An 18,069-nucleotide genomic window follows, 5' to 3' on the forward strand; every position below is an offset into this window, starting at 1 on the left:
TCATAACCCGGCTTGCGCGGTTTGATGCGCGACATTCGGGAACACGTTGCGTTTGCATACTTTCGCTTCGACCTGCTGTGGCGCAGTGCCCGCTTCGGGACCCTGCACTTCCAGTGCGAGCAATTGCTGGTCAGCCCAGTCCTTGTCGTCGCGCAGTTCGAAGGAGAAGCGCCCGTCGGTTTCAGATGTTTCAGGTTTTTCGATCTTCAAGTCTTCGTGGCGACCGTTCATGTACCAGAGGCGCGCCTGAAGGGTTTTCACTGAGTTGTCGGCGAACTTGATGTCGATCTGATTACTGCCGTTGCGCACATCCTTGATGCCGTTTTTGCCGTTGACCAGCAACTCGTTGATCCCTGGTTTAAGGGTGGTGCTGGCGCTCATGACCGCCGGTTTGCCTTCACAGCCGTTGTCCAGCAGCGACATCATCTGGCGATAGATGGTCTCCTGGTCCAGGCGGTAAAGCGGCGAAAATTCCCAGATGAGAATCTTCGGTGGGTGTTTCTGGAAGTCTTCGCTGCCCAGGTACTGCAGCATCGAACCTTCAAGGCCGCCGCCCGGGAAGGCGACGTTCAGCACATCAGCACCAATGTATTCCTGCAAAAAGCCGGAGAAGTTGTAGTTCTTCCCGCTGTGACTGGTACCGACCAGGGTGATTTCCGGATTGCCGGAGTCACCAAACAGGTCGCCGTCGGCGGCTTCGCCTTTGGGTTCCGTCTCGAACTGGTCCATGTACTGGATGGCATAGCTCGTGCCGCACAATTGACCGGCCATATTGTGAAGAGTGCCCTTCTTGCCCATGCGACCTGACAGGTGGGTCTCGAATTCACGGCGCGGAATGCCTGCAAAGGCCTGCATCTTCTTCACGGAGTCAGCGACAATTTTTGCTGTGCGCTGAGCGCCGTACGGCGTCCAGTGCTGGTCACCGCGGAAATAGAAATCGTGGGCCTGTTGCTCGTTGGTCAACGGCGACAGGTCCGGCACGGTGTAGCCCATTTTTGCGAAACGGCCGAGCATGGCCTGGTAGTTGCGCAGCGCTCTGTTGTAGTCGAACTTGTCACGTTCAGCCGGGAACAGCTTGTTGCGATCAACCAGCCCGCGGGTCGGCTGATACACGACCACCAGCTCTACACCCTTGCTCTTGAAGGCATCGTGGAGCATTTGCATGCGGCGATAGCCTTCAGGCGTGGTGTCGAATTCGGTGCGAAGATCTTCACGGGTCCGGAACAGCCAGTCGCCCTGCGCCTGGACCAGGGTGGTGAAGTTTTGCTGATAACGGCTGACGTAGTTCTTCTCGTCATGTGCCTCAGGGCACAGGCTGCAGCAAGGCTCGGCCGTGAAGCTCGGGGCAGTGGTGTCCGCTGCATACGCGCCATTGCTGGCGGCGAACAGTGCAGCGGTCAGGCCCGAGAGGCTGAGCAGTTTGATCAAATGTGCGTGCATAGAAATATCTTCCTCAGTCCCGGAGTTGTTTCTGGCTTTCGACCGGGTCGATCAACACGGCTTTCTGTTGGCGCACCAGCAGATCGAGGATTTCGTCCTGACGTTCGCCCAGTACACCGTTGAAGCTGATCCCGCTGGATTTGGTCGGTGCAAGCATCGAGACCTTGTACAGCTCGACACTCAGAGGCGAGTCGATGGACAGGGGGCCTGAACCGTTGGAGGTCAGTTCGCCACCGACAAGTACCAGCGAGACTTCAGCATCGAACGGGTCGAGCTTGATGTCGCGGTCAGTGTCCGACAGGTCCTTGATGTGGCCGTAGACGCCCATCAAACCGTTACCGATGGCCAGGTTGTCGTACAGCTTGATGTTGGTGCTGTTGCGAACCCGGATGCCGTGACGCTTGTTGGCGAACACACGATTGCCCCACAGCAGGTTGTCGGCACTTTCATACAGGGTGATGCCGTCGGTGTGGTTGCGGTAAATCTCGTTGTATGCCACCAGATTGTTCACGCTGTTACGGTCAAGGACGATGCCGGACAGGTGGTTGTCGTAGGTTTTGTTGTTGATGATGAAGCTGTCGTTCACCTCACGGGATACGATGATCCCGTGCTTTTTCTTGGTCCCGTACACCGTGTTTTCGGCAATGATCAGACCGTGGGAACGGTCATGGGGGTCGATGCCGTAAATGATGTTGTCGTGGTAGGTGCTGCCCTTCACCACGAAGTCACGGGTTTCATAGCAGTAGAAGCCGTACCACATGTCCGAGAAGTCAGAATTGACGATCCAGCCGGTTGGCTCGGCGCGGTTCATCTGAGCCTTCATGTTCGGCGTGTACTGGGAAATGCTGATGCCGTACGACTTGCTGTTGTTGTAACCCAGGCTCGCCACTTTGGTGTTGAACATGTAGGTCTGGGTACCGCCCCAGGACAGCAGGAACGGACGGAATTCCTTCGGCGCCTTGAACGTCGACGGCCCGTTGGACTTCTCGCTCCAGCCGGTCAGTTTGGTGTCCGACATGAACAGCAGGTTGTCGTTGACCAGAAACGCACCGGCGTCCTGAGACAGGCGCAGCTCGGTGGTTTTCTTGTCGACTTCGAAGATGCCGTTCTTGCCGACGACGATCGGCAGACGTGCCAAGTAGACGCCCGGCGAGGTTTCGCTCAAGTACTGTTTAGGCACCTTTTTGGCGAGGTCCTGCAACGTCATGTAGCCGTCTTCGATGAAGATTGCCTGTGGGATGCCGTGCTGACGGGCTACCCATTCGGCCATCTTGTTGTCACCGCCGATGAATTCCTTGAGCGAGTCTTCCTGCATCATGCGTTTGATCGCAACCTTGCCCGGCTTGCTGCGCACGATCTTCTTCTGCATGGCCTGCTGGGTGTACCCCGAGAGGTCAGGCAGTTTTGGTTTGTCCATCAACAGCGGCTCGATGGGCGGGCTGCTGATGGTGTAGGTCTTGGCCTGATGCAGGCCTTTGACCACTTCAACCTTGTTGTCGGCCGGATGCGCCGCCGGGGCGGGCACCGGCAGCGGGCTATTGGCCATGGCCGCAGTGCTGGCGAGCAGCAAGGCGCTACTCAGCACAGCGCTTTCCAGCAGGGCATACGGCCATGCCCGGTAACGCAATCTGCTTGCTTGACTGTTCATCTCATTGCACTCCTATCGCGGCTTGCATCAGAAGCGCCAGATGACGTCGACGATGGCGCGGTGCATGTAATCGTCCACACCGCTGTGATACGCATCGCCCGGTTTGAACACGCCCGCACGCAGACGAATCAGCGCCGATGGCTCGTCGAACGATTGGCTTACCGCAGCCGGCAGCAGGCCTTGCTTGAAGTACTTGGTGACGACAAGGTCCATTTCCTGGCCCAGGTCCTTGCGACCGTCTTCCAGCGGCAATGAAGCAAAAGTACTGACGCCATCGGAGTCGACATTTTCCTGAGCAGGGTTCACACCCGCGCCGCCGATGCCCGAATGGCCGTCGACACGACGGAACTTGTGGTAGATCAGCGAGGCGTCGTATTCGTCCTGCATCTGCCAGGAGGCGAACAGCGAGCCGGACTCTACGTTGGCCATTTCGCCCTGGAACGCTTCACCGAAGCGATGCACGCGCGAGCGGGTACCGGTCCAGTTCGAGCGGTTGCTTTCCAGACCGTTCTGCTCGTAGTTCTTGCTGGCGCGGGAGTAGGCGCCGCCCACCTGCCACATCGGGTCCAGACGGAAACGCAGGCCCAGGTCGGTCGCCCAGCCGTTGACGTTTTGGTTGTTCTTCTCACCGGCCACGTACTGATCGCCAACAGGGTCGTAAGTGGTGCCGATGCGGTCACGATCGCCGGTCAGCCAGGTCAGGCTGCCCCAATAGTTGACGGTGTTCAGGTTGCGGTAGTTGTACGCGTCGCTGTTGGCCTGCAGACCCAGCCAGGTCAGGTCGCCACGGGTGGTCTTGTCCAGATCGTCGATGGCTTCACCCTGACTTTTCAGGCTGCCGCCGTCATGACTGTGGTGAGCACGAATGCCTGCCCATTGTCCTGGCGTCCACTGGTACTCCACGTCGCCATAGAGGTGCGAGCGATCTTTGTCTCGCGCCGACAGTTCGGTCAGGTCGGTACGGTATTCACTGAAACGCTGTGCGGCACCCACTTCTGCCTTGAGCAGGGTGGTGTCGAAGGTCCAGTTCACCGCTTCGATGTTGACGTCGTGCCACTGGCCATCGTCATTACGCAGGCGCTGACGACCGACTTTGAGTATCTCGCCAGGGTAGGGCGTGAAACCGCTATAGCCGATCCAGAACTCACGCAGCGCAGCATAACTGTCGTCAACCTTGCGGCTATTCGAAGTGCTGCGCGAACGCTGAGCGCTCTGACCGTTTGAGTCAGTGACCTGCTGATCCAGCGGGTCGGTCTGAATGGTGTCGGTCGCGGTGACGACCTGGCCCATCGCGTAACCGCTCCAGTTGCCCCACTCGCCATACGCCCACGGGCGCAGATCCAGACCGACACCGTTGACGTCGCCACCGCTGCGGGTGCCGAGGTCACGGTCGTCTTCCATCTGGCCCGTCGCTTTGACTTCGATGCCGAAATTCTGAGTGTCGGTCAGGGCCGCCAGTGTCGGCGTGGCCCAGATCAGGGAGAAGCCCAGACCGAATCCGGCCGCCATCAGAGGGTTCAACTTAAGCTTCATAGAGGTGCGTCCCCGCCGTCTTTTTCTTCTTGCAGTGTCTGCAAGGCCAACGCGTTTTGAGCGGTTGTGCCGCGGACCTGCTGTTCTCGCTGGAGAAGGCTTTGCGCCTGGGCGCGCTTCTCAGGCGGCAATTGTTCGTTCAGTTGTTGCGCAAGATCCGTCGCTTGCGGCGTGCCTTGAGCCAGTGCCAGTTGGCCGAAGACCCATGCGTTGACCGGATCAGGCTTGATACCTTTGCCTTGCGAGAACAACTGCGCGAGGGCGAAGTCGGCGCTGTTCTGGCCACCGCGTGCGGAGGTCAGCAGCTGGTCAACAGCTTTCTGCGGGTCTGGATGGCCCAGATAACCCCGACGATAAAGCTGACCCAGGTAGTAATGCGCGGAGATTTGCGTCGCAGCCGCCTTGGTCAGGTGCTCTTCGGCTTTCTTCGCATCCGGCAAGACCAGCTTGCCTTCGTAATACAGCTTGCCCAGCAGCAGCTCGGCGCGCGGTTGATCCGCAGCACGGCCGTTGTCCAGGTATTCCATCATCTTGTTGACGTCACCCAGTTCGGGGAAGTCGTACAGCAATTGCGCCAGACTGACCCACGAAGCGGGGTAACCGGGGGCAACTTTCTCCAGCAGCGATTGCGCGGTCTTTTCGTCCGGCTTGCCGAGGGTCGAATCCGCCAGCACGCGAGCGACGCTGTCGACCCGCATGGCAGGTACGCTGCCCATGGCGTAGCCGCTTTGCATCTGCTCGATCAGCGCAGCCTGTTTGTCGGCTTCGCCGCGCTTCTGGTAGACCGTCGCCAGCTCGGTGTAGCAAACGTCAGTGGTGCGCAGCGCTTGCTTGCAGATGCTTTCGACTTCACCCAGATGCTGGTCGTAGGTCCCTTGGGTGCGATACAGCAGCACCTGGGCCAGACCCGCTTCCGGATAACCGCCAGCGCGCCATTCGTTGATCTTCTGCTGCGCGTTCACGTTAGGGAACGTGTGCGGGTATTGCAGATAGAGCATCGCCAAGGGGATCAGCGTGCCGGCTTCGCCATTGGCGAAGGCCTTCTTCAACAAGCCCTCGGCTTCACGTTGCTCGGCTTCGGTGGAGTTCGGCTTGACCGCCAGCAACTTGCCCAGGCGCGATTGCGCCCGGGGCGAAGTGGCCGCTGCAGCGCGATACGTCGCCTCGGCCTGCTTGATCAGCTCCGGATCGCGGGTACCCACCTGGATATCCGCGAGGCCGACCTGTGCATCGCTATAGCCCAGGTCCGCCAGTTGCCGATAGTTTTGCTCCGCCATCGCGGTGTCGCCGCGTTTCAGGGCTTCGTTTGCCAGGCGCTGATCGGGCAGGCCGGCACAGCCGCCCAAACCGATAGCGATCGCCAGGCTCAACAATGTAGGGGCTGACAAGCTTCGTAGTGGGCTAGCCATGTTTAGAAACCTGCCGCCGTGGCTTTATCGATCAACCAGTTCAGCGACGGGCCTCGAGTGCTCACCACTTCAACCGGGCGACCTGCCAGGCTGCTATTGATGGCTTCGTCAGGCTGGATCTGAACGCGGATATCGGAAGACAGGTCAGCAGGGCTCAGGGCCGTAGCGCTGACGATCTTGCCGCTGTGATCGCCGTCTTCGCCAGCGACCTGGAAGGTCACGCGAGCGCCCGGCTGTACATCGGCGAACTGACGGTAGGTAAAGCGAGCATCGACATTGGCGGCGACGTTGCGCGGGACCATCTGGAAGATCACCTGACCTTTGCTTGCGTACTGACCGTCGGCGACCAGTTGCTTGGCCACGACGCAATCGCACGGGCTGGTCATGGTGCCGGCCAGTTGACGACCGAACAGCTCTTCGATTTTGGCCGGCTGCATTTCATCCGGGTCCAGGTTGCCTTTCAACATGTCCAGCATGCTGGTGTTGAAGGTCGCCAGCGGAGCACCTTTCGCGACGTTGCCGTTCGGAGCGACCAGGCTGGTCACGGTGCCTTCGCGGGGCATCGTTACATCCAGGCTCGGCACGCTGACCAGGCCAGACGTGGAGTGGCTGACGAAATACATGCCGTAGACCGATTTGGCGACGAAGCCGAAAGCAATCAAACCGACGGCGAAGATACCGACGCTGAAGGTCACGGCGCGCAGACGACCGAACGCGCTCAGGCCGCTGCCGCTGTCCTTGGATTTGCGTGCCTTGGTGAAGTTGTCGCGCTGCAGGGTCGCAAGCACTTCACCCATGCTGATGAGATCGCCCGACAGGTGCGACGTGATCAGGTGACGCAGGGTCGAGATGTCCTGGGTTTCGAGATTCTGGAACTGGCAGCCGACACGGCCGGTGCTCGAATCGATCGTGCGGACCTGCAGGGCAACGTCCATTGCCAGACCGAGGTTATCGATCAGGAACTGCAGGCGACCCTTGATGACCTCACCGACGCTTGGGCGCAGGTTGGCAGGAGCAACAAAGCTCAGACCGCCTGCAGAAAGGTCTTCGACACGCACCAGCGGAGCGTTCGGCTGACCATTGAGCAGTCGCAGTTTGGCCGGGATCTTGACCCGTGCGTGCTGACGCTGGGCTTCGGATTCATGTACGACATTGGCATTCACGGCTGTATTCATGGTGGTAATTCCTGATTAATCGAGTTGATCCATTGTTTCGGTCAGAGGCCCGGTCAGACCATTGTCAGCAGCACGGCAACGAAGATGCTGCCAGCCGAGAAAGTCATGGTCCGCGACGACCAGGTGTTGAACCAACCCTGGAAGCTGGCCATGTCGCGGCTCAGTTTTGTGTCCTGGCGGGTCCAGGACTGTCGGTCGAGACGGAAGAAGACGTAGATCTTCATCAGTGCGCCGACGATCTGGTTGTAATAGAGAATCATCGGATAGGCAGGGCCGATCTTGTGTCCGCTGCACGACAGCAGGAGCGTCAGGATCAGGCGGGTGATGCCGATCCACAGCAGGTACGCCAGCAGGTATTCGATACCGAATTTCAGGCTTGCCAGCATGGCGACAGTCAGGCCGAGGATCGACGTCCACATCGACACGCGCTGATCGAACAGCACGATGCTGGTGAAGACGCCGAGACGACCAACGCCAAGACCCAATGCGCGGGAGTTCTGCCGAAGGTTGTTGCCGTACCAGCGGTACATCAGCTTGCGGCTGGCCTTCAGGAAGCTTTTTTCCGGCGGGTGCTCAACCGTGTTGATCGCGGCATCCGGCACGTAGAACGTGTCGTAGCCCAGGCGCATCAGGCTGAACCAGCTGGACTTGTCGTCGCCGGTCAGGAACTTGAAGCGGCCCAGACGCCAGTGCTGCAGCGAGTCGCTTTCCACGTCGGCGATAAATGCCGGGTCCGTCACCACGGTGGCGCGGAACACCGACATACGGCCGGTCATGGTCAGCACGCGCTTGGACAGCGCCATCGAGCACATGTTGATGTGGCGCTGAGCGAAACGCAGCTTGTGCCACTCGCTCATGATGTAGCCGCCACGTACTTCACAGAACTCGTTGGTGGTCAGGCCGCCGACGTTGCCGAACAGCTGGAACCACGGCACGGTTTTCTGCACCACGCCCTCAGCCAGAACGGTGTCGCCGTCGATCACCGCAACAACGGCGCGGTCGTCCGGCATGTGGCGGGAGATGGCGCGGAAACCGAACGCCAGACCGTCACGCTTGCCGGTACCGGCGATGCGCACGAAGTCGAGCTTGACGTGCTCCGGCGGGTTGTACTTGGCCCACAGTGCCTTGACCAGCAGCTCGTCGGACATTTCCACCAGGGAGCACACGATGGTGGTCGGGAAGCCGCAGTTGATGGCTTCGCGGATCACCGAGCTGTACACCTGAGCGGTGGTCAGCGCATCGATACGAAAGCTGGTGACCATCAGGAACACGTGGGACGGATCGGCTGCCTTGCCCAGCTTGCGCACTTTACGGCGCAGGTGCGGGTAGACGATGTACAGGAAGATCATGCCGCGCACGAAGTGCGTTGCGCCCATCGAGTAGCGCCAGATGCCGACGATACCGATCAGGAAAATGAAATCTTTGGAATGCGAGTCAAACAGCGATGCAGGCAGCGCCATGGCAATGGCAGCCAGCAAAGTTAGATAAAACAGCCAACCTGCGGCCTGGAGGAAGCCGTGCTTCAGCCTTTGCATAGTGTGTATCCCTAAGTCAGTTGCAACCTCAAGCCGCAAGCTTCAAACCTCCCGTCGCAGGCGCTGACGCCCGGGACGGGAGGGATGAAGCCTGAAACTTGCAGCTCGTGGCTTGCAGCTCGCTGTGTGTTACCAGCAGATACCTTCGATTTGACCGTTTTCGGTGGTGGTGCCTTTCATGAAGCCCACCAGGTCAATCACACGCTTGCCGGCTGGCGCGTTGTTGGCGAGTGCACGGAAGCGCTCGTCGCGGTTACCCAGGATGATCACGTCGGAGTTGTTGATGACCGCGTCGAAGTCCGAGTTCAGCAGGGACGAAACGTGCGGGATCTTGGACTCGATGTAGTCTTTGTTGGCGCCGTGGACGCGAGCGTATTCGACGTTGCTGTCGAAGATGCTCAGGTCGTAGCCCTTGCCGATCAGCATTTCTGCCAGCTCGACCAGTGGGCTTTCGCGCAGGTCATCGGTGCCGGCCTTAAAGCTCAGACCCAGCAGGGCAACCTTGCGAGTGTTGCTGGCAGCAACGATGTCGAAAGCGTTCTGAACCTGGGAAACGTTGCTGCGCATCAGGGAGTTGAGCAGGGGAGCTTCAACGTCCAGGGTGCTGGCGCGGTAGGTCAGGGCGCGTACGTCCTTCGGCAGGCAGGAGCCGCCGAAAGCGAAGCCTGGGCGCATGTAGTACTGCGACAGGTTCAGAGCCTTGTCCTGGCAGACCACGTCCATCACTTCACGGCCGTCGACACCGACTGCCTTGGCGATGTTGCCGATTTCGTTGGCGAAGGTGACCTTGGTCGCGTGCCATACGTTGCAGGTGTACTTGATCATCTCGGCAACGGCGATGTCCTTGCGGATGATCGGTGCGTCGAGTTCTTCGTACAGGGACTGCAGAACGTCGCCGGACGCTGTGTCGAATTCGCCGATGACGGTCATCGGAGGATGGTCGTAGTCGGCGATCGCGGTGCTTTCACGCAGGAATTCAGGGTTGACCGCTACGCCGAAGTCGACGCCGGCTTTCTTGCCCGAGCAGTCTTCGAGGATAGGGATAACAACGTTTGCGACGGTGCCCGGCAGAACGGTGCTGCGCACGACGATGGTGTGACGGGTGCTCTTGTCACGCAGTACGAAGCCGATTTCGCGGCAGACCGACTCAATGAAGTCCAGCTCCAGATCGCCGTTCTTCTTGCTTGGCGTGCCGACGCAGATCATCGAAAGATCAGTGTCGCGAATGGCTTCGGAGAAATCGGTGGTGCCGCGCAGCTTGCCGGTCTTGATGCCGGTTTCCAGCAACTCGCCCAGACCTGGCTCAACGATTGGTGACTTGCCTTTGTTGATCAGGTCGATCTTGGCGGCGGAGATGTCAACGCCAACAACATCATGACCACGCGCCGAGAGGCAGCCTGCGCAGACTGCACCGACATAGCCCAAACCAAAGATGCTGATACGCATAGTAATCTCCTCGATGTTTACGCCATTAGTTGGCCGAATATAAAAACTGTCTTACAACTTTTTTTGCGCACTCGTACGCGCGGCAATGAATGTCGCGTGACAAGCACAGGCAGAATTAAGGGGTGAGTTACCTATATGAAAGGCAAACCCGAATGTTACAGATCAAAAGTGTCGAGTAGCCCATACATATTTATATAGGTTCCCGATCTGGGATGTGGCAGGCACTCCAGCGGATGGTTTGCGCGTCATGCTCAGGCGTTCCAGGACAAGGCTTTTGGCCGTCTCCCGATGAATCAGCCCCGATTCACGACTGCGGGCACCCGAATGGTGCTAGCTCAATTCACTTCAACTAGTTTGGTGCGTGACTCCTTGTACGTACCACTTGACCCATGGGTCTAACTTCGTTGAGAAGCAACTTCCAGATCTGTCCATGTGCCATGTAAGAGATGTCCTACATGGGGGACGAGAATTGTTACGGGATGTAGGAGCGTGGGCATTCCCCATAAGTTCCGGGCCGCTCGTCCTCTTTTTGAGATTTTTCGTAACACTGAGCGGTTTCGGACAGGTTCCGCCGTGCTGGCGATGATGGTCCGAGCCTTAGTTTGCAGGGCTTTCGTCGGTATCAAGCCTGGAGTGCCTCTCGTTCAAACGACGGGGCGAAAATCTGCAAAAAAAGTTGTTAAATTTTTGAGAAAAAAAGAACGCGTTAAATTTTGACTTTAAGTTGGCGCCAATTAGCCGGCAGCACTACCGTTCGTCCGCGCAACCGGTCGGTTATGAACTAAGTTAGTGTGGGAATTCGCGAACAACGTCACTGTTTTTCTTTGCTTCCGGTTGGATGGATGGACACATTCGAATGATGGGGTCACAGCATGCACACTAAAGTGGTGACACTTGTGTCTTGGGAAGTGCACCGAAGAAGGGATTGAATGCCGTCGCGTTGCCCGCCATGAAGTGGAAACGGGCGACGCTGACTGGCGAACGTTCAGGGCGGTGAAGCTCAGGCGTCTTGCTCATCCCGCAGGAAAATAAGCTTGCCTGGAGAGGACTGCTCTTTGCTGTAGCGATAGCCGTGGGCATCGAACTGCATCAGGTCCTGGGGCTTCCTGATGCGCTCGGAAATCACGAAGCGAGCCATCATGCCCCGGGCCTTCTTGGCGTAGAAGCTGATGATCTTGTACTGACCGTTTTTCTGGTCGCGGAACTCGGTTTCGATCACCCGGGCATCGAGTGCCGGCCGCTTGACCGCTGAAAAATATTCGTTCGACGCCAGGTTGAGCAGCACGTCGTCGCCTTGTTCTTTCAGCGCCTCGTTGAGCCATTCGCTGATGCGGTCGCCCCAGAATGCGTAAAGATCCTTGCCCCTTGCGTTCGCCAGCTTTGTACCCATTTCCAGCCGATACGGTTGCATCAGGTCCAGAGGACGCAGCAGCCCATAAAGCCCGGACAACATACGCAGGTGCTTCTGGGCGTAAGTGAGGTCAGCTGCGCTAAGGGTGTCGGCGTCGAGACCGGTGTACACGTCGCCCTTGAAGGCCAGCAGCGCCTGTTTGGCGTTTTCAGGCGTAAACGCCGGATTCCAGCTGCCGAAGCGGGCGGCATTGAGGCCGGAGAGCTTGTCGGACAGGTGCATCAGCTCACCGATCTGTGCTGGCGTCAGGTCACGCAATTGGCTGATGAGCTCCTGGGAGTGATCCAGAAATTGCGGCTGGGTGTAGCGCTTGGTAGTAGGCGGCGTTTCGAAGTCGAGGGTTTTGGCTGGGGAAATCACCATCAGCATGGGCAGGGCTCCTTTGATCGTCGGGCGATTCTAGGGGTTGCGTGCTTATCACTCCAGCTATGGTGTCGATAGGCGCCATCCTGCGGAAGCGGTGCCGGAATCCGGCATTCTGGTCTGAGGCAAATCCGCTATAGTGCCTCGCCGGTTTTCGGCCTCTTTATCAAGGATTGGGAGCACGTCGTGTTGCGCATGCTGGTATTGATTGGAGCCTGTTTATTGGGGCTCAACGCACAGGCGGCCACGGGCGAAATTGCGATGCTGGATCGCGCAGTCTGGCCGGAGGCACTGGAAACGCCGCAGCTGTTCGACGTCGCTTCGCGCGCGCAAATTCTCAGCTTCGCCCATCAGTTGCTGGAGAGCGAAAGCCTCAGCGACGCCCAGCTGAGTGCGCGCCTGGGCCTGCGCCAGATCAACCTGCCGACGGTGAACCTGATCCGCACACGCTTATGGACGCGCCTGTTCGAGAACTGGACCTTCGCTGAAAAAACCTGCGGAGCCGACGCGTCCTTCTGTGTACTGGTTGATGACGTACCGATGCTGCGCCAGCGTGCCGCCGAGTACAAAGTGGCCGATGATTCCTTTTATGCGCAGTGGGCCGCGCCGGCCGATGCCTTCAACCAGCGCTATCTCAACGAACTGTTGCGCATGGCCGCCTTGTTCCCGCAGACCAGCAGCGAGATCGAGCGCTACAACTCCGACGAGCTCAGCGGCGAAGAAATGCCGGACCGGACCTTCCTGCTCAATTTCGAGAGTGGTCCGACCGTCGCCGATGGCGCCACCGACTGGCTGGCTGATTTCATGCGCCAGCAGAAAATCACCGCGACCTTCTTCGTTCTGGGCAAAAGCCTGCAGAGTCGTCTGGACAGCACCTCGGCTCAGGCGCTGCAAAACGTCTACCGGCAGCAATGCGTCGGCCTGCAAGGCTGGGAGTTCAGGTCCCATGCCCACTGGCGCGACTGGCAAGACTCCATAGAGCGCACCGCCGCACTGGTCCAACAGGTGCTGCCGGACAATTTCGTGCCGCTGTTTCGCCCGCCTTACGGCCATCGTCGTGCCGACAGCGCGTCGTTCTTCCGGGATCAGCAGCTGCGTGTTTCGCTGTGGAACATCGATTCCCAGGACAGCACCGGACGCATCAGCGCTGAGCAGGCTGCCAATCGGGTGCTTACGCTGATGCTGCTGTGGCGGCGCGGGAACGTGGTGTTCCATGACAGCACGGACAAGGCGCAGCAGGCGGTGCCGTGGCTGATGGCCAATACCGCGCAAAGCGGCGTGATGTGGGAGGACTGCCATATCTATCCGCAGCAGTTGGCGGACGAAGAAGATGAGGATGACGAGGCTGACGCGCCGGACGATGACGCCGTAGAGGAGCCAGCCGAGCAGCCGGGTGCAGCGGTTGAGCAGACAGTGCCGCCAGTGAAAGAAGGGGAATGACGAGGGGGAGGTGGGAAATTTCTGAGGATTTGTCCCGGACCGGACTTCCGACTTTAAACGCGGCTGACCCATCCGCCAAGGCCTAATGTGCCCCTTGAGAAATAAACCTCAAAAAGCGCCGAAACGCGTTTTTATGTCATCGGTTTTGCGGTATTACGACAACAGACCGCCGAACCCTGCAACACAGGTGGCGTCATCCCAGACCCACTTTGCGCAATTTTCTCCTGCCTCAAGGGGAAAGCCTCGGCGGCCTTTTCGTGGCGCAGCATCGCTGTGTGTTGCGTCACTTGGCTACTACAAAGGTGAGCGAGTATGGATGACCACGGACGCACCCCTTCCTCTAACCAGCCAATCCTCTACGTGCTCGATACCAACGTATTGATCCATGATCCAAATGCGCTTCTGAATTTCGAAGAACATCACGTTGCACTCCCCATGACCGTCCTGGAAGAACTGGACAAGCTCAAGGCGGGCAAGCACTCGGTGGCTGCTGAATGTCGGCAGGCGATCCGGTTGATTGACAAGACACTCGGCGAAGCGACCCCGGAGGAGGTCGAAAAAGGCGTACCGATCGATCGCGGTACAGGCGTTTTCAAGGGTTACCTGTCCATCCTCATGAACAAGCGGCAAGAGCCCAACCGGGTCCTGCCTGACAACCTCAATGACAACATCATCATCAATCAGCTGATCGACCTGCATGCGCGGAAAAAGGACACGCGCATCGTACTGGTCACCAAAGACATCAACATGCGCCTCAAGGCGCGGGCCTGCGGCATCGAGGCCGAGGATTACAGCACCGACCAACTGGTTGACGACGTGTCGATGCTGTCCCGCGGTTATCACAACATGACCGGCTCTTTCTGGGACCGGGTGAGCAAAGTCGATACCCGTCAGGATCACGGCCGTACCTGGCACAAAGTGCAGATGATCGAGCAGATTCCGTCTGTGCACATCAACGAGTTCATCATTGATGAGCAAGGCTTCGTCGGTTGGGTCAAGGGCGTCAAGCCTGACGAGCTGCTGTTGCTGGACATGCATCAAGAGCCGCTGCTGCACCAGGAAGCGTGGGGGCTGAAACCGCGCGACATTTATCAAGGGCTGGCGCTGTTCGCGCTGCTCGATCCGGATATTCATCTGGTCAACCTGTCCGGCGCGGCCGGTTCGGGCAAGACCATTCTCGCCCTGGCCGCTGCCATCGAGCAGACCATGGTCAGCAAGCGTTATCGCCGTATCATTGCCACCCGTAGCGTGCAGGGGCTCGACCAGGAGATCGGCTTTCTGCCCGGTACCGAAGCGGAAAAGATGGAACCATGGCTTGGCGCGATCACCGACAACCTGGAAGCGCTGCACATGGATGACGAAAACACCCATGGCAGTGTCGATTACATCCTCAGCAAGGTGCCGCTGCAGTTTAAATCCCTCAACTACATTCGCGGTCGAAGCTTCCAGCAGAGCCTGATCCTGATCGATGAATGCCAGAACCTCACACCGCACCAGATGAAAACCATCATTACCCGTGCAGGCGCTGGTTCCAAGGTGGTCTGCCTGGGTAACCTGGCACAGATCGACACGCCTTATCTGTCGGCCACCAGCTCGGGGCTGACTTACCTGACGGAGCGTTTCAAGGACTTCCCCAACGGCGTGCACATCAGTCTGCAAGGTGTTCCACGCTCGATCCTGGCCGAATATGCGGAGAGCCATTTGTAAACTGACATCAGCCTCAAGCCTCTAGCCTCTAGCCTCTAGCCGCAAGCTGCTAGCCGGCGTCCACTAACGGTCGTCAGCTTGTAGCTTGTAGCTTGTAGCTTGCAGCTTGTGGCTTCTAGCCCTAACTCCCTACAATCCCCGCTCCTGTTCAGGAGTCATCCCGTGCTCACTCATCTCGATTCCCAAGGTCGCGCCCACATGGTCGACGTCACTGAAAAAGACGTGACGTTCCGTGAAGCCGTGGCCGAAGCGCGCGTGCGCATGCTGCCCGAAACCCTGCAAATGATCGTCGCAGGCGGACATCCCAAAGGGGATGTATTTGCCGTCGCGCGCATCGCCGGCATTCAGGCCGCGAAAAAAACCAGCGATCTGATTCCCCTTTGCCATCCGCTGATGCTCACGGGCGTGAAGGTCGAACTCACCGCAGAAAGCCCAAACACCGTGCATATCCTTGCCCGCTGCAAACTCTCCGGCCAGACCGGGGTGGAAATGGAAGCGCTGACCGCCGCGAGCATCGCGGCCCTGACCATCTACGACATGTGTAAGGCGGTTGACCGCGGCATGACCATCGAACACGTCCGGTTGCTTGAAAAGCTCGGTGGCAAAAGCGGACATTTCATCGCTGATGAGCAGGTGAGCGCCCAATGACCATTCACGTACACGTCCAATATTTTGCGCGTTTTCGCGAAACCCTCGGCACCGAGAGCGAGAACCTCGAAGGCGCATTCGCCACCGTCGACGCGGTGCGCCAGCATCTGCTTGAGCGTGGCGGTGTGTGGGAGGTGCTGAGCGAGAGAGGCATCATGTGTGCCCGCAACCAAGAGCTGTGCCCGCTGGACACGGCTGTCGAGCCGGGCGATGAAGTGGCGTTTTTCCCGACCGTCACCGGGGGCTGATATGAGCGTGCGAGTGCAACCCGATGCGTTCGATCCGGGGGCTGAAGTCAATGCCATGCACGACGCCAACGTCGGCGTGGGTGCGGTGGTCAGCTTTGTCGGCTACGTGCGGGACTTCAACGATGGACGTGACGTGGCGGGGATGTTCCTTGAACACTATCCCGGCATGACCGAGAAAGCGCTGCTCAAGATCGTCAGTGAAGCGCAGCAGCGCTGGCCGTTGCTCAAGCTGGAAGTGATTCATCGGGTGGGCGAGTTGGCGCCGGGTGAGCCTATCGTGTTCGTCGCGGCCGCCAGCGCCCACCGCCAGGCCGCGTTCGAGGCCTGCGATTTCGTCATGGACTACCTGAAAACCCGCGCGCCGTTCTGGAAGAAGGAAAACACTTCAGAAGGGCCGCGCTGGGTTGAGGGTCGCGACAGCGATCACAAGGCTGCGGATCGCTGGAAGTAACCCGCGACTCATCATGTGGGAGCGAGCTTGCTCGCGAAGAGGCCGGGGCAGCTGAATCGGTAGTGACCCGACTGCAGCCTTCGTGAGCAAGCTCACTCCCACAGGGTGCCAGGCACGCCACCGCGCTTGGAATTTCCAGTGATTCGCAGTCAGCGCGGACAACGCGCCAAGTGACTTACTCCGCCGCAGGAATCGCCCGCTGCACACGCACCACCGGCCGCAACAACACGGTTGGCGGCGTTTCGCAGCTGATCTTGCGACCCAGCTTCTCTTCAATCGACGGCAGCTGATACGAGTCGTCTTCACCGGCGAAGCTGATCGACACGCCATCAGCGCCTGCACGACCGGTCCGTCCGATGCGGTGTACGTAGTCGTCCGGTACTTCCGGCAGAGTGAAGTTGATCACGTGGCTGATGCCGTCGATGTGAATCCCGCGACCCGCCACGTCAGTGGCCACCAGCACGCGAATCTTGCCTTCGCGAAAGCCTTCGAGCGTCTTGATGCGCTTGTGCTGCGGCACGTCGCCTGACAACTGCGCGGCATTGATGCCGTCTCGCACCAGACGCTCTTCGATGCGTCGCACTTCATCCTTGCGGTTGGCGAAGACCATCACCCGCTCCCAGCCGTGATCATTGATCAGGTTGAACAGCAGCTTGTACTTGTCGGCGCCGGCGACGGCATAGATGTGTTGCTCGACCGTGTCGCTGGCGACGTTCAGCGATTCGATCTCGACGATCGCAGGATCCGTCGTCCACTGCTTGGCCAGGTTCATCACGTCTTCAGTGAAGGTGGCGGAGAACAGCAGCGTCTGACGCTCGCCCTTGTGCGGGGTCTGGCGAATGATCGAGCGGACCTGAGGGATGAAGCCCATGTCGAGCATGCGGTCGGCTTCGTCCAGCACCATGACTTCGACCATGTCCAGGTGCACTTCGCCGCGCTGGGCGAAGTCCAGCAACCGGCCAGGCGTGGCGACCAGGATGTCGCAGTGGCGGGCTTCGAGGTGTTTAAGCTGCTTGTCGAAATCCATGCCGCCGACGAACGTCATCACGTTGAGGTCGGTGTACTTGGTCAGCGCCTCGGCGTCCTTGGCGATCTGCACCACCAGCTCACGGGTCGGCGCAATGATCAGCGCACGGGGCTCACCCATGTAGCGCTCCTTCGGCGGAGGCGTCTGGGTCAACTGGGTAATGATGGAAATCAGGAACGCGGCGGTCTTGCCAGTGCCGGTCTGGGCGCGGCCGATGGCATCGCGGCCTTTGAGGGTGTAACCCAGAACGCCCGCCTGGATGGGCGTGCAGTACGGGAAGCCCAGGTCCTGGATGGCGTGCATCAATTCAGGGGCGAGGGGGAAATCGTGGAAACGGGTTTTGCCTTCCTGGGGTTCGACGACGAAGTCTTCGGGTTTCCAGGGAATAACGACAGGCTTGGGTGCACGTTCGCGGCGCGGGCGTTCCGCCCTGGTGGGCGAAGTGACGGGCGGTGCAGTGACTGCCGAATGCTCTGGCATTGGCACGTGCACTTCTGCTGCTGACGGTTCCCGCGAGACGCTTTCGGTCTGGCGCTGGGGGACGGGAAGGGGAGCAGCAGGTGCGAGCGGCTCAGCCTCGCTTTTTCC

The 18,069-nt window shown here is 59.2% G+C and carries 12 protein-coding genes and 2 pseudogenes; 5 read left to right on the top strand and 9 right to left on the bottom strand.

Annotation, left to right across the window (positions count from 1 at the left end):
• The 8 genes from AC3ISG_RS04015 to yaaA form a co-directional block, all read right to left on the bottom strand.
• Complete coding sequence (locus AC3ISG_RS04015; protein WP_489298564.1) at window positions 1–1,440, bottom strand: alginate O-acetyltransferase; 1,440 nt, start codon at window positions 1,438–1,440, stop codon at window positions 1–3.
• Window positions 1,441–1,453: 13 nt separating this feature from the next.
• Complete coding sequence (gene algG / locus AC3ISG_RS04020) at window positions 1,454–3,088, bottom strand: mannuronan 5-epimerase AlgG (protein WP_489298565.1); 1,635 nt, start codon at window positions 3,086–3,088, stop codon at window positions 1,454–1,456.
• Window positions 3,089–3,115: 27 nt separating this feature from the next.
• Window positions 3,116–4,621, bottom strand: a complete 1,506-nt coding sequence (locus AC3ISG_RS04025) for an alginate export family protein (RefSeq protein ID WP_489298566.1) — start codon at window positions 4,619–4,621, stop codon at window positions 3,116–3,118.
• Window positions 4,618–6,030, bottom strand: coding sequence for an alginate biosynthesis TPR repeat lipoprotein AlgK (gene algK / locus AC3ISG_RS04030; protein WP_122535844.1), 1,413 nt, complete (start codon window positions 6,028–6,030; stop codon window positions 4,618–4,620). The genes AC3ISG_RS04025 and algK overlap by 4 nt, the downstream gene beginning before the upstream one ends.
• A gap of 2 nt (window positions 6,031–6,032) precedes the next feature.
• On the bottom strand, window positions 6,033–7,205 hold the full coding sequence (locus tag AC3ISG_RS04035; RefSeq protein WP_122535845.1) for an alginate biosynthesis protein Alg44: 1,173 nt from the start codon (window positions 7,203–7,205) through the stop codon (window positions 6,033–6,035).
• 53 nt (window positions 7,206–7,258) lie between these two features.
• Window positions 7,259–8,740 (bottom strand): mannuronan synthase, encoded by a 1,482-nt coding sequence (gene alg8 / locus AC3ISG_RS04040; RefSeq protein ID WP_122535846.1) that lies wholly within the window; start codon window positions 8,738–8,740, stop codon window positions 7,259–7,261.
• 129 nt (window positions 8,741–8,869) lie between these two features.
• Window positions 8,870–10,186 carry a nucleotide sugar dehydrogenase gene (locus tag AC3ISG_RS04045; protein WP_122535847.1) on the bottom strand — a complete coding sequence of 439 codons (1,317 nt, stop codon included), beginning with the start codon at window positions 10,184–10,186 and terminating at the stop codon, window positions 8,870–8,872.
• A gap of 1,000 nt (window positions 10,187–11,186) precedes the next feature.
• A complete protein-coding gene (gene yaaA, locus AC3ISG_RS04050; protein WP_272630319.1) occupies window positions 11,187–11,966 on the bottom strand; it encodes a peroxide stress protein YaaA in 780 nt (259 codons plus the stop codon).
• A gap of 183 nt (window positions 11,967–12,149) precedes the next feature.
• Here yaaA and AC3ISG_RS04055 point away from each other — a divergent pair.
• The 5 genes and pseudogenes from AC3ISG_RS04055 to moaE form a co-directional block, all read left to right on the top strand.
• A pseudogene (locus tag AC3ISG_RS04055) lies at window positions 12,150–13,325 on the top strand (polysaccharide deacetylase family protein); the annotation flags it as partial.
• Between the two features lie 387 nt (window positions 13,326–13,712).
• Window positions 13,713–15,107, top strand: coding sequence for a PhoH family protein (locus AC3ISG_RS04060; protein WP_122535850.1), 1,395 nt, complete (start codon window positions 13,713–13,715; stop codon window positions 15,105–15,107).
• Between the two features lie 162 nt (window positions 15,108–15,269).
• Window positions 15,270–15,755 carry a cyclic pyranopterin monophosphate synthase MoaC gene (gene moaC / locus AC3ISG_RS04065; RefSeq protein WP_489298567.1) on the top strand — a complete coding sequence of 162 codons (486 nt, stop codon included), beginning with the start codon at window positions 15,270–15,272 and terminating at the stop codon, window positions 15,753–15,755.
• 2 nt (window positions 15,756–15,757) lie between these two features.
• The gene (locus AC3ISG_RS04070; RefSeq protein WP_489299453.1) at window positions 15,758–16,003 is read left to right on the top strand and encodes a MoaD/ThiS family protein; all 246 of its coding nucleotides are present in this window, start codon (window positions 15,758–15,760) and stop codon (window positions 16,001–16,003) included.
• Window position 16,004: 1 nt separating this feature from the next.
• Window positions 16,005–16,454, top strand: a complete 450-nt coding sequence (moaE, locus tag AC3ISG_RS04075) for a molybdopterin synthase catalytic subunit MoaE (RefSeq protein WP_489298568.1) — start codon at window positions 16,005–16,007, stop codon at window positions 16,452–16,454.
• Between the two features lie 175 nt (window positions 16,455–16,629).
• Here moaE and rhlB read toward each other — a convergent pair.
• Window positions 16,630–17,913 (bottom strand): annotated as a pseudogene (rhlB, locus tag AC3ISG_RS04080) (ATP-dependent RNA helicase RhlB); the annotation flags it as partial.
• Window positions 17,914–18,069: the final 156 nt, after the last annotated feature.

The organism is Pseudomonas sp. GL_135 (assembly GCF_057834665.1).

What these genes read in the sequence shown, in the direction of transcription:
- yaaA (WP_272630319.1), bottom strand. Translation starts at nt 11,966, where the DNA reads ATGCTGATGGTGATTTCCCCAGCCAAAACCCTCGACTTCGAAACGCCG.
- AC3ISG_RS04045 (WP_122535847.1), bottom strand. Translation starts at nt 10,186, where the DNA reads ATGCGTATCAGCATCTTTGGTTTGGGCTATGTCGGTGCAGTCTGCGCA.
- moaE (WP_489298568.1), top strand. Translation starts at nt 16,005, where the DNA reads ATGAGCGTGCGAGTGCAACCCGATGCGTTCGATCCGGGGGCTGAAGTC.
- algK (WP_122535844.1), bottom strand. Translation starts at nt 6,030, where the DNA reads ATGGCTAGCCCACTACGAAGCTTGTCAGCCCCTACATTGTTGAGCCTG.
- AC3ISG_RS04060 (WP_122535850.1), top strand. Translation starts at nt 13,713, where the DNA reads ATGGATGACCACGGACGCACCCCTTCCTCTAACCAGCCAATCCTCTAC.
- alg8 (WP_122535846.1), bottom strand. Translation starts at nt 8,740, where the DNA reads ATGCAAAGGCTGAAGCACGGCTTCCTCCAGGCCGCAGGTTGGCTGTTT.
- AC3ISG_RS04015 (WP_489298564.1), bottom strand. Translation starts at nt 1,440, where the DNA reads ATGCACGCACATTTGATCAAACTGCTCAGCCTCTCGGGCCTGACCGCT.
- algG (WP_489298565.1), bottom strand. Translation starts at nt 3,088, where the DNA reads ATGAACAGTCAAGCAAGCAGATTGCGTTACCGGGCATGGCCGTATGCC.
- AC3ISG_RS04025 (WP_489298566.1), bottom strand. Translation starts at nt 4,621, where the DNA reads ATGAAGCTTAAGTTGAACCCTCTGATGGCGGCCGGATTCGGTCTGGGC.
- AC3ISG_RS04035 (WP_122535845.1), bottom strand. Translation starts at nt 7,205, where the DNA reads ATGAATACAGCCGTGAATGCCAATGTCGTACATGAATCCGAAGCCCAG.